Consider the following 16,247-nt stretch of genomic DNA (forward strand, 5'->3'; position numbering starts at 1 on the left):
CTACAACCTCCAATAACTAAGTCCTGCTTTATTAGCTTCTACTGAATAAAAAATGCCCTTAATATCAACGAATACTGTCGCTGTTTTAGCTAACATATCCTTAATTTCATCAATAGTTAATTTAGTATATTCATTATGATTCACTGCTACAATTACAGAATCCACCAAAGGTGGATTCTTAGTCAGACTAATGCCGTATTCACGCTGTACTTCTTCAGTGTCTGCATGGGGGTCCATAATAAAGACTTGAGTTCCATATTCTTTCAATTCCTTTACGATATCAAAAACCTTTGAATTTCGCACATCAGGAACATTCTCTTTAAAAGTTGCACCAAGAATGAGAACTTTTGATCCTTTTATATTCGTATTATCTGCAATCATTAATTTAATTGTCTTCTCGGCTATGTACTTACCCATGTAATCATTAATTTTCCGGCCTGAAAGTATTACTTCAGGAACATACCCAAGTTCTTTTGCCTTGAATGTTAAATAATAAGGGTCAACACCTATACAGTGACCACCAACAAGGCCAGGTATAAATCTAAGAAAATTCCATTTTGTGCTCGCGGCAGCTAGGACCTCTTGCGTATCGATATTCATTTTATTAAATATAATAGAAAGCTCATTCATAAATGCTATGTTAATATCACGCTGAGCATTCTCAATTACTTTAGCAGCTTCCGCAACTTTAATTGAATTCGCCTTGTATACACCGGCTTCAATTATCATACTGTATGTATCAGAAATAATTTCCAAGCTTGACTCATCCATTCCTGATACTATTTTCACTATTTTTTCAAGGCGGTGATCCTTATCACCAGGATTAATTCTTTCAGGTGAATAACCAACCTTGAAATCAATTCCACATACTAAACCGGATTCCTTTTCCAAAACAGGAACACATTCTTCTTCTGTAACACCGGGATAGACAGTGGACTCAAAAACCACAATTGAATTCTCTTTTAAATTCCGCCCTACTATTCTAGATGCCGTAATAATTGGAGATAAATCCGGATTATTATGCTGATCAACCGGAGTCGGGACTGCAACAATAATAAATGAAGCATTTCTTAATTCAATGGGGTCAAAAGTAAAGTTTATGCCACTTTCTTTAATTGCTACATCTCCGACTTCCTTTGTAAGATCAATACCATCTCGATATAATTCTATTTTTCTTTTATTTAAATCGAATCCGATTACATTAAATCTTTTTGAGAATGCTACAGCTAGTGGAAGTCCAACGTAACCTAATCCTACTACTGCGATTGTTTTAATCTCCTTCACACTGCACCTCAGGTTTTTGCGAAATCCCCATGGAATTTAGCATAATATTATTAACCTTGAAAACATCGTATTTATCCCTACAGATCTCCAAGCTTTTTTCTCCCATAATAGAAATGCATTCTGAGTTTTCAATGAAATAAATCATTTTTTCGACAAGTTTGCTAACACTTTTGACTGGTACTAAAAAGCCATTAATACCATCTAAAACCGTTTCTCGGCATCCTGGTGTGTCAGTCGTAATGATCGGCAATCCCGAAGCCATTGCCTCAAGTACACTTCGAGGAGTACCTTCACGATATGAAGGTAAAACATAAACAGATGAGTCAGCCAAATATGGACGCACATCACTTGTTTCGCCTAAGTATTCGATACTTCCATCATCAATAAATGGTTGTAGATCTTCCATCTTTAATGCTGTTGGATTAATATCAAACTGCCCTAGAAGTCGGAACTTTGCGTCAGGGTATTTTTCCTTAGTAATTTTCGCCGCCTGCACAAATTCCATAATTCCTTTATCACGTATCATTCTACCTATTAAAAGAAATACTGGTTTTACAGAAAGCGTATGAGGTGTAAACATTTCCATGTTTACACCTGATCCATTAACAAGTACTACTCTTTTCTGTTGTATTAAGCGCAATTTCACAAATTCATTTGCATCATCTTTATTTTGAAAAAACGTCTTTTTACTAATCTTTAGAGCAAGTGCTATTATCGGGAATGCCAAGATCTTTACAAAAAATGTTTTTTTCTTTCTAGAAATAAATAATGTACCTGCGCCGTTAATTACACAGAAAATACTTTTTACTCTAGCCAGCCAAGCCGAAATAACACAAGCAGTTAATATTTTTATACCGTAAATTAAAACTAGATCAGCACTCTGAGCCTTAATTTCTTTACTTACCGTAAATAATGCTATTATTTCTTTTAGAGGATTCACATTAACCCTATCAATACTTATTTGTTGATAACCACACCCTAATCTATTGTAATCAGAGACAAAATCACCTGGTGACTCAGGTCCCATAATGGTTAAGTCATGACCATTATCCACGAGCGATTTTATTAGTTCATACCTGAATTTCAATAACTTATCGGCATAAGCAGAAATTAATAATATTTTCATAACACTTTATGTTCCCCTCAAAACCAGATATATTTTTTGTTATCTATCTAGGTTAATACTAATTTTCCGCACAGCTTTCTCGCATATATCCATTGCTTGCTTAGCGGTATCTGCTTCCGCAATGATGAAACCTATCCTGTCAGAACTATTCGTTAACTCATTAACAACATCACCTTCACCCTTAGTTATACACACTTCAATAATCCCTTTAATTTTTTTAACATTCTCTACCCCATCAATACTTTTAATCTTACCGTTTGTACTGCTAATAAATTTAATAGCTGAGCTTCTGTTGAATTTCGGCGTTATGTCAGGAATGCCCCCTAATGCCAAAAATATACACGCTTCCACCATGTTAACACCAGTAGCAAGAGGAACTAAATGAGATGTAATGTTATCTCCACCTAATCTTGCACCTAGTTCAACTACTTTTGCCCCATGATCTGTTACAATAACCTCAACATGCGCTGCACCGTTATCAATACCAAGAGCATTTACTGCTTTAATTGCAATGTCTTTAATTTCTTCCTTTATGTCCTCGTGCAGTGTAGACTGAATAGAATGTCCTATTTCTACAAAATAGGGAGAACCACTAGTTTGCTTATCCGTAATAGCAATTACATGAGTTATATTATTAATTGTAATGGTTTCAACGCTAACTTCTGGACCTTTCATATATTCCTCTATTACTAACTCACCTGACCGAGAATAGCTTTTGCTATATTTATAAGCTTTTTCAATTTCATTTATATCAGTTAATAAATATACCCCGCGGCTTCCAGAACTATCGGCAGGCTTAACAATTTTTTTACCATCAATCGCCTTGCAAGCACTTTTATATTCCAAAAAACTATTCGCAGTATAAAATGCCGGTATTGGAACTCCACAACTCTTCAATCGCTCTCTCATTCTCGCTTTATCGGTCGCAACAATTGCCGTATCAGGTGTTATTGTTAGTAACCCTAGTTCTTGCCCGACCATTGCAACTGTGCGCATAGGAAAATCAGTTGCAAGTGTCATTATTCCATCTATATGTAACTCCTTCGCTTTAGCAACTACAGATTCAATATCATTAGTGCTAATCGCATAGAATTCATCAGCAAAATTCCTTCCAACAGCGTCAATGTCTTTATCCACCACTATTACATGATATCCCAATTCTATTGCTCTAGTAATGGCGGGTAATTGCAATTGACTTGCACCGAGAATCATTATTTTTTTTTGTTTCATATCAACTTCTCCCAGTAAACTTCCTAATTACATTTGAAATGTATTCCATATCATACATTGAGTATCGTTGATCACAAGGAATAGCTAGGATACTGTCAGATAGATACGCAGATTCATAATAATTATCATAAACAAATTCCGGTAATGGCCATAAAACTGGGCAATATATTCCATTATTAGCGAGCCATGCTTGAAGTTTATCCCTGTTATTATCTACAAGTATTGGAAAACAAAAGGGGCTTTCGTTATTTGCTAATGTCTTTAATATAGGACTACAAATACTTCGATCAAGTAAGTTAAACAGAGCATTAAAGTTTTCCACTCGTTTTATTTTCAATTGAGCAATATTTAATTTATTGATTAATGAAAGAGAGAATTCAGATATACCTACAACAGGTCTGTTTATTTCCAGAGAATGTTCAGCGCTCAGTAACAACTCTCTATACTGAGTTTTGAGATTCTGGTCTCTACTTAAGAGATAGTCATTTTTTAATCGTAATGCTTCCTTTCTATTCTTATAAAACAAATTATCCGAAAATTCTATATTATTAAGGAAATGTGATCTGCAATTTATTGCAATAGCTCCATCCGGTAAAGCAAACCATTTTCTCAGACTCGCTATTATATAGTCAGATTCAATCATCATCAGTTCGTTGAAATAATTGTGTGAACAATCAGTAATCACAACTATCTTTTGTGAATGTTTTCTTGCTAAGGATACAACTTCTTGGTTTTTATCCATTCCAAACCAATCTATAACAAGTATAACATCTGGCTCTTTTCCAAGTGCTTCTGCAAATTCTTTCAAATTCGGGTTAAAATCTCGGTCTATACTAAAATATTCAACAGAGTAACCTTTTTTCAAAAACGGCTCCAGCATTGAATTACAAATATATGTTGGGAGCAATGCGACTTTTGTTCTGGGTGTGATTTCATCCAAAACAAATCCTATAGCTTCTCTTCCACTTCTAGTATAAACGTAATCAGTGTAGGGTTTTTTAATAATGTTAATATTACTTTGCGATTGTTCATTTATACTTAATGGTAGATGGAACTCACTACCAATTTCATTCAACAATTTTCATCACCGACATTCATGGATATTATGGATTACAGTTCCAACTTTTCTCTACTAACGCTAGTACTATCCTTATATATATTTTTTTTGATAAATACAGATAGTATTGTTACAAATATTATCCTTACATCTAATAAAAATGAAATATTTTTTGTGTAAAATACATCGTTATCAGTTTTTTGTCGTCCATTTGTAGAGTTTCTAAAGTAAGCCTGATTGTATCCAGAAACGCCTGGCAACACCTTTAATAGTACTTTATCGTCATCTGAATATTTCTCAAGCCAATCAATGGGATCTGGTCTAGGACCGATAAAGCTCATTTCTCCTTTAATAATATTTATCAGCTGTGGCACTTCATCTAAACTTGTTTTTCGTAATATCTTTCCCACCTTTGTTTGTCTCGGATCATCCTCAGCATTGTAGGTGGAACCATCTTTCAAGCGCCAATCAGGAGCATTTACTTTCATAGAACGAAATTTATACATTCTATATGATTTTCCATTCCTGCCAAGGCGTTCACCACTGAAAAGTATTGGCCCTCCATCTTCAATTTTTATTGCTAATCCTACAACAATATACAAAACCAAAAAAATCACCATAGATATAACTGCAAAAAACAAATCAAAAACACGTTTAAAAACCTTTTGATACATAAGCTTGCACTCCTAATAATCAGTTACATAACACTATTCTCAGGTGAACTTTTTCAATCTCCAGACAATATAAAGCTTCCATCTATAATTCAAAGTACACATTAACCAAATAAGCAAATTAATAGAGCTTTTGACTAGATGTAAGAGCTTTGCAATGCAATTATTTTTCTAACCGCCTCAATAACATCATTTACATCTTTATGTGTCATTTTCGAATATAGTGGAAGACTAACTATCTCATTAAACCACTTCTCCGCCAGTGGAAAGTCACCCTCTTTATAACCATAGGTCCTTCGATAATAACTCATCAAATGCACTGGTATAAAGTGTACACTTGTACCAATATTGTATTCCTTTAAACGCTCGATAAATTCGTCGCGGGTAATTCCTGTCTCATTTTCATCTACGTGAACGATGTATAAATGCCAGCTATGCTCAGTATATTCACTAGGTTTGGGCAAAGTTAAACCTTTAATATCCGACAAGCCTACTTCATATAATGTAATTAGCTCCTTGCGTTTAAGTTGCATTTCATCCATTCGTTCAAGCTGAACAAGACCCAGGGCTGCCTGAAGATCGAACATATTATACTTGAAACCCGGTTCAATAATGTCATACATCCACGAACCGCCCTTGTCATATCTATTCCAAGCATTTCTACTCATACCATGGGTAACTAGAACGCGTACGCGATTTGCTAATGTTTCATTATCCGTAACAAGCATACCACCCTCACCGGTGCTAAGATTTTTGGTTGCATAAAAACTGTAGCTTACTGCACCTTTTGGGTTATTCCCGATACGATTCCCTTTATAGTATGTATCAATGGCATGAGCCGCGTCCTCACTGACGAACAAATTATACTTATCGGCTAAAGTATAGATTACATCCAAGTCGCACGCTTGTCCTGAATAATGTACAGGTACAATCGCTTTTGTTTTACTCGTTATTCTATTTTCTATTTTATTTACATCAATACATCCACTTTCATTAATATCCACAAAAACAGGCGTAGCACCCACTTGAATAATTGTGTTTGCTGATGCGGCAAACGTCATCGGTGTTGTAATAACCTCATCTCCATGTCCAACACCGGCTGCATAAAGTGACAAATGTAGTGCAGCAGTGCAGGAGTTAACACCAATTGCGTATTTTGCTCCCACATACTCAGCAAAGCGTTTTTCAAATTCAATAGTTTTTGGACCCTTTGCAAGCCAACCTGATAAAAGTACATCTTTCACTGAATAAACCTCATCAGAATCAATATCCGGAAGAGAATAGTTTAGAAAAGTTTCGCGCATAGAAGATCCTCCAAAGAAGATTGAGCTTTAAGCAAAAACTGTCGCCATTTTTAAGATTATTCGATGTTAACTTGATATTGATAATAACTTTTCGAGTGACTACCGAACTTAAATCTCCCTAATATAACTTAATGAAAACTTTATTACGAAACGTTTTCGTACCCTGGCACAATATGTTTAAGGACATCTCTGATTGTTTCCTGCTCTTCACCTAACACTTTTTCTAGTCGCTTAAATTCAAGTTCAATATCAATACGGCCTACATTTGTCGGTTTGCCTATGAAGATCCGATTATGTAATGTACTCGAAAGTCCCTCTTCATTTGTAAGTAGCTCTTCAAAAAGTTTTTCCCCTGGACGAATACCACTAAACTCAATCTCGATATCTTGCCCTGGTTCGAAACCGGACAAGCGAATTAAGTCATTGGCCAAATCAAGGATTTTAACAGGCTTTCCCATGTCTAAGATAAAAATCTCTCCACCTTGGGCGAAGGAGCCAGCTTGAATGACAAGCTGCACCGCTTCTGGAATGGTCATAAAGTAACGGATCATTTCCCGGTGTGTTACTGTAACAGGGCCACCACGGGCAATCTGTTCTTTAAAATGTGGGATGACGCTGCCACGACTGCCAAGGACATTACCAAAACGAACAGCGACGAACTTGGTCCGACTGTTCCGTCCAAGTCCCTGAATGTACATCTCAGCAATGCGTTTGGTCGCACCCATAATACTAGAAGGATTCACCGCTTTGTCAGTGGATATTAAGACAAATCGCTCTGCTCCAAATTTATCTGCAGCATCCGCAACATTTTGAGTACCAAAGACGTTATTTTTTATAGCCTCAGCTGGATTTTTTTCCATTAAAGGAACATGTTTGTGTGCTGCCGCATGAAATACGACGTGGGGCCTGTTCTGTTCAAACACTTCCTGTATCCGTTGCTTGTCTTGTACATCAGCTATGATGCTCTCCAGTGGCAACTCAGGAAATAGTTGATTAAGCTGCTTATCTATCGTATAAATACTGTTTTCGCCATGTCCAAGAAGTAAAATGCGAGCCGGTTTGAATGGTGCCAATTGACGACAAAGCTCTGAACCAATTGAACCACCGGCACCTGTTACTAGTACAGTTTTGCCCATCACATAGTCAGCAATCCCCTCTAGATCTGTATGTATAGGGTCACGTCCTAGCAAGTCCTCAAATTCTACATTTCGAATCTCTTTTAAACTTACTTGACCTTTCATAAGCTCATCAAATTTAGGGACAATTTTTAACTGCGCTTTTGTCTGTTTGCAGAGTTCGATTATCTTGGAAGTCTCAGAACGGGACAACGATGGAATGGCTACAATTATCTCATCGATCCTCATCCTTTGTACAACACTCATAATTGATTGTCTTCCACCAAGAACTGGAACCCCGAGTACCTGAAGCTTATGTTTCAATGGATTATCATCAATAAACGCAACTGGATATACATTGGAAGACGCGCTTCGTTTCAATTCCTTAACAATAAGTGTTCCACAGTCTCCTGCTCCTATGATTAATGCACGTTTTTGTTTATATTTTTTATTGTAGTAGTTATCTCGATAAATCCTCCAAACGAATCTTGCTCCGCCTAAAACTAGCAAATTCGTCTCAAATGTCCTAAGAAAGATCGATAGCGGTACGACATCATTCGACAACCAGTTCGTAAGCAAATAAGAGACCATGCAGCTTAGAGCGACGGCCTTAAACAAAGATATAATTTCCCCTACACTTGCGTACTGCCAAATCCGGTTGTATAGCCTGAAATACAACATAAAGACGGCGCTCATAGCGACGGAGAGGAGTAGATAAAGCCACAGTTGCTGTTCATATGCTTGTGGAACATCACCTGAGAAACGAAACATGTAGGCTGTGTATATACTCAGCGCTACGATCAACATATCCAATAGGACCAGAACTGTCATTCTCTTTGAATAGCTCATAAGTCCCCTCCCGACACCATGTTCGCCGTCATCCTGGTTAAATCTCTTATTCTTGGACGGCTCCATAATAGTAATAATAATAAGAATCTGCATGTTTTCGATCGATGTTGTTTAACACCACGCCGAGGATCCTCGCTTTTACGTAGTCCAAGCTAGCTTTGGCCTTCATTGCCATTTCGCGTTTCACTTTACCAGAATCTAGCACTAATACGACACCATCGGCTTTAGTGGCAATGATCTGGGCATCGGTTACTGCGAGAGCCGGCGGAGTATCAACCAGGATGATGTCATACGTTTCTTTCAATTGTTCCAACAAGCGTGTCATTCGATTCGAGGATAGAATTTCGGAAGGGTTCGGCGGAATCGGGCCAGCTGTAAGCACGTCCACCCTATCAATATGAGTTTCTTTGATGACCTCTCCGACTGTTGCTTGTCCCGTTAGAAGGCTCGTTAGCCCCCAACGATTGGATTTTTGAAACGTATGATGCATGGTTGGTTTTCGAAGATCCGCATCAATGACAAGAACATGCTTATCCGACTGGGCATAAACTACAGCGAGATTGGAAACTGTAGTAGACTTCCCTTCCCCCGGACCTGCCGATGTGAACATAATGACCTTCACACTTTCATCGATCGACGAAAATTCGATATTGGTTCTCAATGATCGATAAGCTTCTGAAATGGGCGACTTGGGATTGACGTCAGCGATAATAGGACGCTGATTTTTTTGCGATCTAGTTAGCGGAAGTGGTTGATGCATTCGTTCTTTCCCCTACCCTTGCTTTTGGTGTTGATGGTTGATGGGCCGTAATATCTTCTTCTTTGATCTTAGAAATCATAGCAAGCGTCGGCAACCCAAGTACCTTTTGTACATCCGCCTCGCTCTTGATGGTGTCGTCCAAATATTCCAGAAGAAAAGCAATCCCGATAGCAGCCATTAAGGAAACAATCAGACTGATCGCGATGTTTAATTTAGGATTAGGCTTTACCGGCGAAGGGTTATCCATTGGCTTGGCTTCGTTAAGCATGGAGACGTTATCGACTTTATAAATCTTTGTAATTTCACTTTGGAACACCTTGGACACTGCGTTAACAATTTCGGCTGCTTTATTGTAAGACTCGTCTTGTACAATCAAGGTCATGACTTGCGTGTTGTTGACGGAGCTTACTCTTACTTTTGCTATTAATTCATTCACTGTAAGCGAGAGACCTGGATATTGGGCGACCACCTTCTCCATGATCGCAGGGGTTTTAATGATTTCTTTATATGTATCAATGAGGCGGATGTTCAGATTAATATCATTTATGTTCAGTTGATCAACGGTTGTACCGATTCGATCCGAGGATTTATTGACGATCAACTTGGTAGATGCTTCATAGACAGGTCGGATAAACATATAGCTGACAACAGCAGTAGCGATACAAGAACATAGGACGATAACCATGATTAGCCAGATGCGTTTGCGTATAATCTTGATGTAATCTTTTAAGTCTAATTCCATGTGAGCGGTCCTCCATTTTCCATGAAAAGCCTCCTCCCATAAACTGAGAGGAGGACTCTTCCTTCGGTTCTTACTTATTAATCAGGCGATACAGAACAACGGCAGCTTGTGCTCGTGTGGAGACGCCGTTCGGATTGAATTGGCCTTCGGACTCCCCTATAATAATCCCTTTGCTGGCTGCAAGCGCAACGCCTGATTTGAGACTGTCCGCAATGGAGGAAGCATCTTTAAAATCTTTCAATGCTGTTGCCACATCTGCATCTTTGTAGTTCTTAGCGAGCTTGAGCGCTCTAGCCGCCATAGTAGCCAATTCTACCCGACTAATCGGAGCATTAGGAGCGAATTCGTCTGCCGAGCGGCCATTTATGATTCCCGCTTTTGCTGCTGCCGCTACGTATGGGGAGAACCAATCGCTATCGTTAACGTCTTTGAAGGATTCCTTAGCTGTCGCATCCTCTAGACCGAACGCTTTTACGATCATTTTGGCAAACTCGGCGCGGGTTACTTGCTCATTCGGTGCGAATACTCCGTCTGCTCGACCTTCGATAAGACCTTTCGCCGCTGTCACTTCTACTTGACGACCGGCCCAATCCTTAACGGAAGCCATATCATTAAAGGCTACTTTATTCTCTACTACTGTATAAGTCGAGAAAGATTTCCGGGTCGCGCTAAATGTTTTGGTTTCCGGATCATACGCTCCGCCGTAGAATTCGAGCTTCCCGTTGATAATCTTGGCAAGCACAAGCAACGCTGTATCCAATCCATTCGTACTGGTTATTGGGAATTTCACTTCTACCGCATTAGAAAATGTCGTTCCGCTGCTCAACTCAAGCGTAAATACGTCCGAAGCTAGCTTTTTATCGGTCACCTGAGTGGCGGCCGTATTATCTTGCTTTTGAATGGTTAAGGTGTTACCGTTTTTCAGATCATCGACGCTGAAGGCCAAGGTAACCCCATTTACTTTGAAGGCTATGGAATCAATGCCTGAAGCAATGGCTTTTTCCACAAGCGACTTGGAAATCGGGATTTCTGTCGTTTTGGCATTGACCGTGCCAAGATTAATTGTTGCGGTAACTTTAGGTTTCTCCCCGGCACCATCCAAAGCTTTGCCAGCTTTTTCGTTTACTTTGTCCACGTTCTTGCTAATGTTATCGAATTGCTTGGCAAGAGCAGTTTCATCCAGCTTTGGTTTTGCAACATCGTCCTTAACCTCTACTGATTTAGAGAGATCCAGAGTCGAAATTTTCTCGATCGCGGCAACTAACGCGCCCAAAAGCTGCTCCAAATTCTCGTCAGTAAGTTTGGTCAGGTCCGGAATCGATTTGAAGATTTCATCCAATTCTTTTTGCACGTTACCCAGCACTTCTTCTAATTCTTTGGCTCCAATACCAGTCTGATCCGGTTGAGAGACTACGCCGCCAGCACCACCCGTACTAGGAGTCGGGTTAGGATTCGTTTCCGGATCCGGATCAGGAGTAGTGTTCTCATCCCGGATTACAGCCAAGTAGGCGGCCGCGATGGCAATGCTCGCATTTTTAAGCGATGGCATTACAGCCTGAAGTTGATTCTTCGCAGTGAGTATATCATCGACCGATACACCCATATCTTTAATAATCTTAGCCGTGTTCGTACTAGAGGCATTCAGGACCGATTTGATCGCATCCTCCACGGCTTGGGTTAGCAATTCTGTCGGATTCGAGATATTAGCAGGCGTAGCCAACGACTTTAATGATGTCTCCAGTGCAAGTACAAGTGCTGTTACATCTTCGAAATCAGGCGTAGGGTGACCGGTAATATCCGCAAGGAATTTAAAGTCGTTGTAATGCGTTTCCCGCAAAACATTCAGGCTATCCGAGGAAGCAAGGCTTAATCCAGTAATTAGGCTTGCGATTGCGCCAAGATTGCTTTTAAACTGATCAATCTCAGCCTGGCTCTTTCCTTCAACAGCTGCTTTCGTTGCAATTTTTGTCCATACATTGCCCAACCTTAGATCCAAATCCGTAATATTGCCAAGCTCTGTTTGAGCACTAGTAACAAGACCAGCATTTCCGGTGGCAACTAGCTTGGCGTATACCTTGTCCAATTTATTTTTCAAAGTAGCTGCAGATGGCGGTAACCCCGCTGCCGAAGCCTGTTGTACCCCCAATACATAAGAAAACCCTTTCGAAGATAGTGGCACTCCCACGATTCCGCTCGCAACTAAACTAGCAGCAATCGAGGTCGCTGCCACTTTTTTAAACATTTTCATAGTGTCACCTCTAGTAAAATTTGTCGAACAATATTATGTAAGCATAGTCTAAATTAGGTCTATGTACTACGTCTCCAGAAAAGTCTACCATACTAAAGCACTAGAAATCAATATAAAATTTGGTAATTTTGTAATGCGTTATGCTACCAAAATTGATACCACTTCTTCCGAAGTCCTAGAGGTTCACGGATAGGAATAGGGCTATTGGCGAGGATACAGGCAGCGTTCGATTTATAGTAGTTCGATTCGCCAGCTCCTAACTCCCGCTCGACGAGAGCATAAGCCCGGGACAAATCAAAACCTCGCCCCTCCCAGTGATGCGCATCGGTCGATACGAAGTGGACCAGGTTGCGCCGGCACAACTGAAGCGCCACTTGCTGGATCTTCGACCCGAAGGAACCATTCAGTGAATGGCTCGTCACTTGGGCTAAGGCGCCTTTCTCGATCAACTCTTGGAGCAAGTCGGGTTTGCTAGCGATCTCTGCATTTCGCTCTGGGTGTGCAATAATAGCTTGTAAGTTTAGCAAGGAGAGCTCATAGATGAATGCGGGTGTATCCAACGGGATGTGACCGGAAGGAAACTCAATCAAGATGTAGGAGGACTCGTGTAACCCTTGCAGCGTACCGGATTCCCATTCTTCGAAGAATTGATTGGTTAATCGAATTTCTTGTCCAGGCAGTACGGTGAGGGGGATGTCGGCCCGAATCAGCTCCTCATTCAAGGCTCTGACTCGAGGGAGTATGTCTGCTGCCGAATTCGTGTATTTGCCATTCGCATGATGCGGGGTTGCGATAACGGTGTGAATGCCGTCTTCTACGGCTGCCCTGGCTAGCCGAAGGGAGTCTTCTAGGGTCTCTGCTCCGTCGTCCACGCCAGGAAGGATGTGGGTATGGATGTCAATCATTGAGGTCACTCTTTCCATGTCCATTATATCGAAAGGCGCATTTGAATTCTGTGCAGTATTTCACAAGTGGAGAAAATTAGTCCATTACACCTAGATGAGATCAATAAAATTAGTGACTTTAAGTGGTAGTCCACATATTATATCGGTCAATTGTTTCGAAAATATGACATCGATTTTTATTCCAACGAAACCCAAATAACCCATATGGCTGCTCGCCATACGGGTCGGGATCAGACCATTTTACTCTTCCGGTTGCCCGGACGCTTTGCGCAGCTCGTTGGCTAGCCGATGGAATTCATCGCGTGCTTCCTGGACTTCGGTCGCCATATAAGCGGCTGAGAGAAACCCGATGATTTTATTCGCGTCATCCGGAGAAAGTGTATTGGCCATCGTTAATGTCCACCACCCTTCGTTTCCGTAGCCTTCATCCAAATCGATTTGGACTCCAAGCATAGGGATGTCGTTCAAGTGCTGGTAGATATTGATAAAATCGGCCTGCCTTCCCCGACTCCAGGCATACGTCTGCCAGTAGTGCGAACAGACTGAAGCGGCTCGGACGGCATCAACGACGACGTAAGATCCATACACACCTGTAGGGAATGTGGGCGTTGCTTCGCTGGCGGCCCGGATGTATTCAATGACAGCTGGCATCTGGGATGGCGTAGCGTCGAAGTCGACCGCGAAATAGATCGTGCTGCCCTCCGGCTGGCCGATGGAAGCCGCCACTTGAGCGGCCAATTGGCCATCCGCGAGCCCGGCCGAACGCCCGCCCAGCGCTCGATCCGCCGTCGTCTCGAAGACTGACACGATCTTAAGCCCTGCTTCACTTAGAGCTACCGCCTCTTCTGCGCTTAGACGCTTCCAACCCGTGGGTACCAAGTACCGGCAGACGAAAGTAAATCCCGCCTGTACAAACTCATCCGCCTTCGCTCTCGTCAGAGGTGTTGCGCAGTCAAATCCTTTGTTAGCCATCAGGACCCTCCTTTACAACATCATGATCCTATTGTTCTACTACTAGGATATGCCTCAACAAAGGTGAAAGGTTCCTAATTTCCGCGAAAACATGGTATTTGCCTAATGACTAAAGTCATATTCAGGACGACGAGAGAAGCGAAATTAGAAAGGAGCCTTCGGGGGAAACTACCGAGCGACTCCTAATCGCTGGAGCAAAGCGGGGGGAGGAAGGTTAAGCAGCCTCAATCGGCCGCGTTCCATTGATTCGCATAAAGCTGAAGCAGCGACGGCAAGTAATCTTCTACGTGGCGGAAATCGAATCCCATCCCGGCTGCCCTAGAGGTATTAATCGTCCAGGAGTCGGGCAAGTTGTACGGGGACGGATCGATGGAATCCTCGACACCGCCAAACCTTGCGGATTTTCCGGTAATCGCTTCAATGTGAGCTAATAGCTGAGTGTGAGTAAGGGTACCATAGGAGGCAGCATTAATTGGACCCGACCACGTTGCTTCACCTACCCATTTCAAAAACGATGCCGCTTCTTCCGACGAAATAAAGCATAAGCTCGCGTCCGGATCTTCAACCCCAATAGGTGTGTCCGTGCTGATCTTATCGACGAAGAACCGAAGCCGGTTCGTGTAATCGTCTGGTCCGACTACAAAGGGGAACCTGACAGCGATCACTGGAATCGACGCTTCCTGAATCAGATACGCTTCCGCTTCACGTTTCGCTTGCCGGTACCCTTCCAACCCTTTGTAGTCCGCTCGAGTACCCATCGTAAAGGGATACCGGTATGGATCGAAATCCTCTTCTTTCTTGTCCTCCCCATACTCGTATACCGCCATCGACGATGTCAGGACGTAGCGTTTCACTCGGCCCTTCAGCACGTCCCACACATCAGCCGCTTCCTTCGGAGCATAACAAGTCTGATCGAAGACGATGTCCCATTCCCTAGATTGCAGCGCTCGTTCCACGCTGTTACGGTCTTGCCGCTCCAACTGCACGCGGGAAACCGAATCCCCGAACGAGTCCGCCGTTCGGCCTCGAGTAGCGAGAGTAACTTCGGCACCTGCTTCCACAAGCTTGGCGACTAACCGTTTTCCGAAAAACTGGGTTCCGCCCAGCACTAATATTTTGCTCATGAGTGAGGTCCCTCTCCGGAAGTGATGTTGTTTCAGCTTTGTTGAATTTAGTCCTTGAACCGGTACAAAATCGAGTCCTGCACCGGGCGATAGCCGATGTCGCTATAAATTCGATTCGAGGTCGGGTTCGCTAAATCCGTGTACAAGCTGCAGAACCGATACCCTTGGTCAAGCAGCAGTTGGCTGAGCGACGCTACGCACGAGGAAGCATACCCTCGGTTCCGAAAAACCGGGGGAGTGTACACCAGGCTGATTACAACTCCGTTACGTGTAGGACGAGATTTCTTCGCCATACTGACGTACTCTTTGTGCTGCCATAGGTACAGCGACCGGCTCTCAATATTCTCGTTAGCTTTCTTCTGAGCATCTTCGCGGGAACTGGGCTCGTCTATTGATGTCATGAAGGAGTATATCCAGTCAGCCACCAGATTCTTATGCTCCGGCCCGGCCATTACGAGCTTACCAGGCGCAGTCGCAATCTGATTCACCTGATCGAGGCGGTATATCCGTTGATTCATTTTTACATAGGCCGTATTGTTCTGCCGCTGTGCCCAGGCTAAAGCAAAAGCTCTTGTTATGCCTACTGGCCCGACAACTCCGGGAACAAGCTTTCCTGATGAATGCATAAACGAAACAAGGGTATGTACAGCGTTGTCGTCATGAATTTCCTCTGTCTGGGCAAGAATCAGGTTGACCGGATTAAGCAGGACTAAGATCTCCGGTCTCCCGTCACTGGACTCTACGGTCGCCATAAAGGCAGGCGGGATTGGCTGTCCACGGAGTTCAAGCTCTCTCCACATGAAAAGGAGCCCGAGCATTAAGTTATTTTCCGCCTCATTACGCTCTAGCCATTTTTCAAC

General features: G+C 42.0%; 14 protein-coding genes. All 14 read right to left on the reverse strand.

Features of this window, described 5'->3' with window-relative positions; all coding sequences use genetic code 11:
- The gene (locus tag ACI5FR_RS29330) at window positions 1–1,284 is read right to left on the reverse strand and encodes a nucleotide sugar dehydrogenase (protein ID WP_405461111.1); all 1,284 of its coding nucleotides are present in this window, start codon (window positions 1,282–1,284) and stop codon (window positions 1–3) included.
- Window positions 1,271–2,410 carry a glycosyltransferase family 4 protein gene (locus tag ACI5FR_RS29335; RefSeq protein ID WP_405461112.1) on the reverse strand — a complete coding sequence of 380 codons (1,140 nt, stop codon included), beginning with the start codon at window positions 2,408–2,410 and terminating at the stop codon, window positions 1,271–1,273. Before ACI5FR_RS29335 ends, ACI5FR_RS29330 begins: the two co-directional genes overlap by 14 nt.
- A 39-nt stretch (window positions 2,411–2,449) precedes the next feature.
- Complete coding sequence (locus ACI5FR_RS29340) at window positions 2,450–3,640, reverse strand: ATP-grasp domain-containing protein (protein WP_405461113.1); 1,191 nt, start codon at window positions 3,638–3,640, stop codon at window positions 2,450–2,452.
- A gap of 1 nt (window position 3,641) precedes the next feature.
- On the reverse strand, window positions 3,642–4,715 hold the full coding sequence (locus tag ACI5FR_RS29345; protein WP_405461115.1) for an aspartate aminotransferase family protein: 1,074 nt from the start codon (window positions 4,713–4,715) through the stop codon (window positions 3,642–3,644).
- Between the two features lie 35 nt (window positions 4,716–4,750).
- A complete protein-coding gene (locus ACI5FR_RS29350; protein ID WP_405461117.1) occupies window positions 4,751–5,371 on the reverse strand; it encodes a sugar transferase in 621 nt (206 codons plus the stop codon).
- 134 nt (window positions 5,372–5,505) lie between these two features.
- Window positions 5,506–6,672, reverse strand: a complete 1,167-nt coding sequence (locus tag ACI5FR_RS29355) for a DegT/DnrJ/EryC1/StrS family aminotransferase (protein ID WP_405461119.1) — start codon at window positions 6,670–6,672, stop codon at window positions 5,506–5,508.
- Between the two features lie 143 nt (window positions 6,673–6,815).
- Complete coding sequence (locus ACI5FR_RS29360; protein WP_405461120.1) at window positions 6,816–8,636, reverse strand: polysaccharide biosynthesis protein; 1,821 nt, start codon at window positions 8,634–8,636, stop codon at window positions 6,816–6,818.
- A gap of 46 nt (window positions 8,637–8,682) precedes the next feature.
- Window positions 8,683–9,396: a CpsD/CapB family tyrosine-protein kinase gene (locus ACI5FR_RS29365; protein WP_405461122.1), complete on the reverse strand. Its 714-nt coding sequence runs from the start codon at window positions 9,394–9,396 to the stop codon at window positions 8,683–8,685.
- Window positions 9,371–10,138: a YveK family protein gene (locus ACI5FR_RS29370; RefSeq protein ID WP_405461124.1), complete on the reverse strand. Its 768-nt coding sequence runs from the start codon at window positions 10,136–10,138 to the stop codon at window positions 9,371–9,373. Before ACI5FR_RS29370 ends, ACI5FR_RS29365 begins: the two co-directional genes overlap by 26 nt.
- A 70-nt stretch (window positions 10,139–10,208) precedes the next feature.
- Window positions 10,209–12,386, reverse strand: a complete 2,178-nt coding sequence (locus tag ACI5FR_RS29375) for an S-layer homology domain-containing protein (RefSeq protein WP_405461126.1) — start codon at window positions 12,384–12,386, stop codon at window positions 10,209–10,211.
- Window positions 12,387–12,529: 143 nt separating this feature from the next.
- Window positions 12,530–13,291 carry a tyrosine-protein phosphatase gene (locus ACI5FR_RS29380; protein WP_405461128.1) on the reverse strand — a complete coding sequence of 254 codons (762 nt, stop codon included), beginning with the start codon at window positions 13,289–13,291 and terminating at the stop codon, window positions 12,530–12,532.
- A 240-nt stretch (window positions 13,292–13,531) separates the two neighbouring features.
- Complete coding sequence (locus ACI5FR_RS29385) at window positions 13,532–14,263, reverse strand: DUF1906 domain-containing protein (protein WP_405461130.1); 732 nt, start codon at window positions 14,261–14,263, stop codon at window positions 13,532–13,534.
- Between the two features lie 224 nt (window positions 14,264–14,487).
- Entirely contained in the window at window positions 14,488–15,387 is a 900-nt protein-coding gene (locus ACI5FR_RS29390) for an NAD-dependent epimerase/dehydratase family protein (protein WP_405461132.1), read from the reverse strand.
- A gap of 47 nt (window positions 15,388–15,434) precedes the next feature.
- Window positions 15,435–16,247, reverse strand: an 813-nt coding sequence (locus ACI5FR_RS29395) for a GNAT family N-acetyltransferase (RefSeq protein ID WP_405461134.1), incomplete at its 5' end; no start/stop codon positions are given.

It is taken from the genome of Paenibacillus sp. HJGM_3, from assembly GCF_045062745.1.
In the GTDB taxonomy this organism is placed as follows: Bacteria; Bacillota; Bacilli; order Paenibacillales; family NBRC-103111; genus Paenibacillus_AA.